Source organism: Planktosalinus sp., assembly GCF_059864935.1.
Map to the genome: position 1 here is coordinate 1 of NZ_JCBCCK010000465.1, position 4,961 is coordinate 4,961.

Sequence of the window (4,961 nt, forward strand, 5' to 3'; positions counted from 1 at the left end):
CACCATAATGACATTACCCAGTTTGCCAACTTCAGGATTTGACATGTGGAGCAAACCAAATACTAATGAAGTTAAAATCAACGGTAGCCAGCGGTTTTTAGCCATTATTCCTATTCCCTGTAAAAGATAACCTCTAAAAAAATACTCCTCAAAACTAGTTTGTAAAGGCATAAGAATTATAACAATAAGAAGCATTATTAGAAATGGTTCCCATTGAAATTGAACTATATAATCATCGGGATTTAGTGAATAATCAATTATTGTAAATATTGTCAAAGTAATTGCAACAAGAGCAAAACCTACCCAAAATCTTCCCCAACTAATTTTTTTTCTGGACGTTGTTAGCGAAGTTAATGTTTGCTTGTGCACAAATTTCACCCACAAAAGCAAAACAACCAGTAAAAATGCAAATTGTAAGAGCATTTCAGCCAAAAATCTATTCTTCCCTTTTGACTGGTATTGTTCTTCCATTAATTGATTTACATCAACACCTAAGGCTGAAATCATTAAATTATTAAATAAAATAATCAATGTTATTGCAATAGGAATAACAAAGTATTTCCATAATCCGATTTTACCCTTATAACCTTGAGATATATACATAATTTAGAATCTGTTGTATTTCATATTTCTAATATTTAACTTCTGACTTCTAATTTCAAATCATCCAACTTCCATTCGCCTTCAGGATTATAATTTAAAAATCCACTGCGAACTTCAAGCGGGGAATCGATGTTGTTTGTATACAAACTTCCGGTGCCCAAACCTTGTGGCAATTTACTGTTTTTTGTGAAAGTATATTGAGCAATAGCATTTAAACCTACATTACTTTCAAGCGCCGAGGTCACCCACCAGCCACAATTTTGATTTTCAGCCAATTCTATCCAGGTATCGCTTCCGCGAAAACCGCCAATCAGGCTTGGTTTTAAAATGATGTACTGTGGTTTTATGGTTTGTAGCAGCTTTTTTTTATGTTGTAATTCAAATACACCAATAAGTTCCTCATCAAGGGCAATGGGTAACGGAGTTGCTTCACACAAACGAGCCATTTCGTCCCAGTAACCGGGTTTGATGGGTTGTTCAATGGAATGAATCTCAAGTGTTGAAAGGCGCTTTAACTTTTCCAAAGCCTCAGTCGGTGTAAATGCGCCATTGGCGTCAACCCGTAGTTCTATTTCTTTAGCAGAAAATTCTTTTCGCACTGATTTTAAAAGTTCCATTTCGGTTTCAAAATCAATCGCACCAATCTTCATTTTAATACAGGTAAAGCCAGCATCTATTTTTTGCTTAATTTGTTTATTCATAGACTCTTTATCCCCCATCCATACCAAACCGTTTATGGAAATTGAAGCTTTTCCTTTCGTAAAATCTGAGGGAAACAATTCAAAAGGGGTTTTCGCTTGAAGCGAAAGGAATGCCGTCTCTACTCCCATTTGAATGGAAGGAAATTCTTCTAAAGCCTCATAAAGTTTTTCTTCTCCCTGGTGGATGTTTTCACACACCCAGTTCAGTTTGTCTTCATAATCGGGGCGATCGTCAATACTGAGTCCGCGCAGTATTCCGCATTCGCCTATGCCGGTTTTATTGCCGTCATTGATGATTAAAAACCAGGTTTCTTTGGTTTTTAAAATACCTCTTGAAGTACCACTCGGTTTCTTAAAAATTAATTCGTGATTTAGATAATAAGCAGTCATAATCTGATGGGGTGATGGGGGGACAAGGTGATGGGGAGCCGGGCATTGTATTTTAATTTTACTTTTTTATAGTCCATTGCTGAGGATTTAATATCATTTTTACTAACATCGCTAGAATATAATCATACTTTTCATAAAGTTCCTTATAAACCTGTTCATTAATGTATTTACATGCAATTGAATAATCTAACCAAACCTGAGTTTCAGCTGCTTCACCTTCTGAATCTGATAATTTAGCAACAAATGATTTTTCGTCCTCCTTTTACGCCAAGCTTCAGCAATATTACCTGAAACAGACCTTGATGACCTCCTGATTTGATCAGTTAATGAGTATTTTTCTTCCGGTGGAAATGATTTTGAAATTTCAAAAATTTGCATAGCAGCCTCAAACGATAACTGATAAACTTTTAGTTCTTTATGCGAAATAATTCTGCTCATTTCTTGAAATATTTATTAAACTGATTAAACTCTCTCCCAATCTCCCTATCACCCTATCTCCTTGTCACCGTGTCTCCCTCTCTCTTTTAAAGCTCAATACTCTCCCCGACCTCAAGTAACATCAAATCCTTACCGGCATCATAGAATTTGCGTTTGGCTTCCTCATGGTCAATTTCGATATACCCAAAGGTATCGTAGTGGCATCCTAAGATTTTATCACACTCCACAAAATTGGAAGCGATGATGGCATCTTCAATTCCCATAGTGAAATTATCGCCTATGGGCAGTATGGCCAGATCGAGCTTGGTGTGCATCGGGATGAGTTTCATATCCATGGCAAGGGCTGTATCACCGGCTATATAGATGTTTTTATGCTCTCCTTCAATGACAAATCCGCCGGGTTGGCCACCGTAGCTTCCATCGGGAAATGAACTGGTGTGAATAGCGTTGACATATTTTACCTTTCCGAAATCAAACTGCCAGCTTCCCCCGTGGTTCATGGGGTGAACGGTGATGCCTTTGTTTTCGTAATGAGTGGCGATTTCATAATTACTCACGATCACGGCTCCGGTATTTTTGGCAATGGCTTCTGCGTCTAATGAATGGTCCTGATGTGCGTGTGTGAGCAAAATGTAATCGGCTTTTAAGCTGTTGATATCCACTTTACCATCCACCAGCGGACTCCCACTGATAAACGGGTCAACAATAATGTGTTTTCCTTTGATTTCGAGTGCAAAGCTACTGTGTCCGTAATAAGTGATTTTCATAATGAATAAGTTTATAGGATTCTTTTTTTATTCCAATACCATAAATTGTTTTTTCTTTTTACCGTCACTGGTCATAATAAAACGGTTGTTTTCATAAGAACCATAAGAGGGCAGGTAGTTGGTGTTTCCTTTGTTGTCTTGAATTTTGTCGTAAGACATATCACCGGTTTTCGAAAAATTTATGTCATACAGAGAAGTGCTTTCAAGAAAACCCCTGGAAACTTTGGTGCGACCGTCATTTTTTTCGGTTAACCTTTTACCGGAATTCAAAATTATATGCAATTGGTCGTTTTTTAAGAACGCATTGTAAGACGGTCCATTGGCTCTTTTATAGATACTTCTTCCCCACTCCAATTTTCCGGAATTGTTGAATTTAAAAACAATGACATCATTATAATGATAGGTAGTTGTATGGTATCCCATTCCATTTGGCATATGGACATAAGAGTGTCTTATAAAAAACTCTTCAGCCAGCAGATATGTATTCCCTTGGCTGTCATTCAGAACATAATCTATTGAAAAGTTTTTTAACTCTTTACTTTTATCTTTTTGTTTTTCTCCTTTATTATCACCGTAAATACCTTCATAAACTTCTAACGGCAATTCATATAATTCCTTAGAGGCTATGGAAAAATCGTTTTTATTGATGATAAAATTACAACCACCCTTCATTAGACCGGTACGCTTTTCTGAATAGAATCCCAGCAAGTGCAACTTATTGTTTAACGTGCTAATAGACAATGTATTGACGTATTGATCGTCTAATTCTACATAAAGAGTTTTGGGGGTGTTTTCAGGTTGTATTTTATTTAAAATAAATTGATAATTGGCTGCTCCCCCTTTTTTGTCTGACTTACCGGCTTTATACAATTTGCCTAATGTATAAACCGTACCATCATCTTCAATGGAGACATCATTAAATTGAAAATGATTTTTTTCATGTTCCTGATAGGATTGCTCATAGACCATTTTCATCGTTTCAGAATCAAATACCCTAACGGTATAAGAATTCACTTTTTTCTTGATATTGTCAGTAGCTATAACAAAATATTTCTCATTTGGCGAAAAGGCAAAATTGGTTTCACGTTTATTGGCTCCTGAAAAAATTGGTTGGTTTTTCTCTACAGTAGCTTGAAACAACTCTATTCTACTGTACGAATTTTTTTCTAAATTAAAAACATGGCAATACAAGATTCTATCTTTTCTGTTGGGAGAATTGACTGTAAAAACTAAAATCTGATTGTTATAAAACAAATCTCCAATATAGTTTTCATCTGAGTAGGTATCAACAATATTACTTGACACCTTATTTAGGTTTTCATCAAAAACGTCAAAAATCAGCCCCTTTCTTGTGCCTCTTACTACTCCGGTAAAATTGTTTTTTCCGGTGCGCACTACATGGATATCATTAGCTACTATATCATCTATATATTCTGTACTTTCTTTAATGGTTAATGATGTATTATTTTGTGAATATGAAATGCTAAAAAATAAGCAAATCATTAGTAGGAAAAAATTCTTCATAAGTAGATAGTTGACGCTTTAGTAAGAAAAAATTATTAAAGTTTTAAAAATACTAAAAAAAGGAGGTTAATAAAAAGAGAATTGAAAATAAAAACGTGCTTAATGCCACTTTTTTTAATTCGGGGTCAAGTGCTGCGGGATTCCTGTTTGTGATTACAAAGGCATAATGTTTCAATAAAGGAATAAATGCAAGCAGCGGCAAGTATTGCCACCAATGTTGTGCATAGAAATAAAAGTAAAGAAATGCAGCACCGTATGCTGTTAACAGTAAAAAAGCGTGGTATTTTTTGGAAGCTTTTTCGCCAAGCAATACCGGGACGGTAATTTTGTTTACTTGAGCATCAGCAGTGCGGTCGCGCATATTATTGAGGTTAAGCACGGCGACACTTAAAAACCCGATGGTTATGGCCGGTAATAACACTGCGACTGAAAGTGCCTGATGGTAAAGGAAGAAACTCCCCACCACTGAGAGCAATCCAAAAAACAAAAAAACAAACAAATCACCCATCGCCTTATAGCCATAAGCTGACTTACCAAC

The 4,961-nt window shown here is 36.0% G+C and carries 6 protein-coding genes and 1 pseudogene; all 7 read right to left on the reverse strand.

Features of this window, described 5'->3' with window-relative positions:
- Positions 1–603: CPBP family glutamic-type intramembrane protease (locus tag AC6F75_RS13710; protein WP_500715653.1), on the reverse strand; the 603-nt coding region annotated here is incomplete at its 3' end.
- A gap of 35 nt (positions 604–638) precedes the next feature.
- On the reverse strand, positions 639–1,694 hold the full coding sequence (locus AC6F75_RS13715) for an enolase C-terminal domain-like protein (protein ID WP_500715654.1): 1,056 nt from the start codon (positions 1,692–1,694) through the stop codon (positions 639–641).
- Between the two features lie 58 nt (positions 1,695–1,752).
- Positions 1,753–1,878: pseudogene (locus tag AC6F75_RS13720) on the reverse strand (four helix bundle protein); the annotation flags it as partial.
- A 2-nt stretch (positions 1,879–1,880) separates the two neighbouring features.
- Entirely contained in the window at positions 1,881–2,132 is a 252-nt protein-coding gene (locus AC6F75_RS13725) for a four helix bundle protein (protein WP_500715655.1), read from the reverse strand.
- Between the two features lie 86 nt (positions 2,133–2,218).
- Positions 2,219–2,899 (reverse strand): metal-dependent hydrolase, encoded by a 681-nt coding sequence (locus tag AC6F75_RS13730; protein WP_500715656.1) that lies wholly within the window; start codon positions 2,897–2,899, stop codon positions 2,219–2,221.
- Positions 2,900–2,926: 27 nt separating this feature from the next.
- Complete coding sequence (locus tag AC6F75_RS13735; protein ID WP_500715657.1) at positions 2,927–4,423, reverse strand: hypothetical protein; 1,497 nt, start codon at positions 4,421–4,423, stop codon at positions 2,927–2,929.
- Positions 4,424–4,475: 52 nt separating this feature from the next.
- On the reverse strand, positions 4,476–4,961 hold a 486-nt coding region (menA, locus tag AC6F75_RS13740), incomplete at its 5' end, for a 1,4-dihydroxy-2-naphthoate octaprenyltransferase (RefSeq protein ID WP_500715658.1).

What these genes read in the sequence shown, in the direction of transcription:
- AC6F75_RS13715 (WP_500715654.1), bottom strand. Translation starts at nt 1,694, where the DNA reads ATGACTGCTTATTATCTAAATCACGAATTAATTTTTAAGAAACCGAGT.
- AC6F75_RS13725 (WP_500715655.1), bottom strand. Translation starts at nt 2,132, where the DNA reads ATGAGCAGAATTATTTCGCATAAAGAACTAAAAGTTTATCAGTTATCG.
- AC6F75_RS13730 (WP_500715656.1), bottom strand. Translation starts at nt 2,899, where the DNA reads ATGAAAATCACTTATTACGGACACAGTAGCTTTGCACTCGAAATCAAA.
- AC6F75_RS13735 (WP_500715657.1), bottom strand. Translation starts at nt 4,423, where the DNA reads ATGAAGAATTTTTTCCTACTAATGATTTGCTTATTTTTTAGCATTTCA.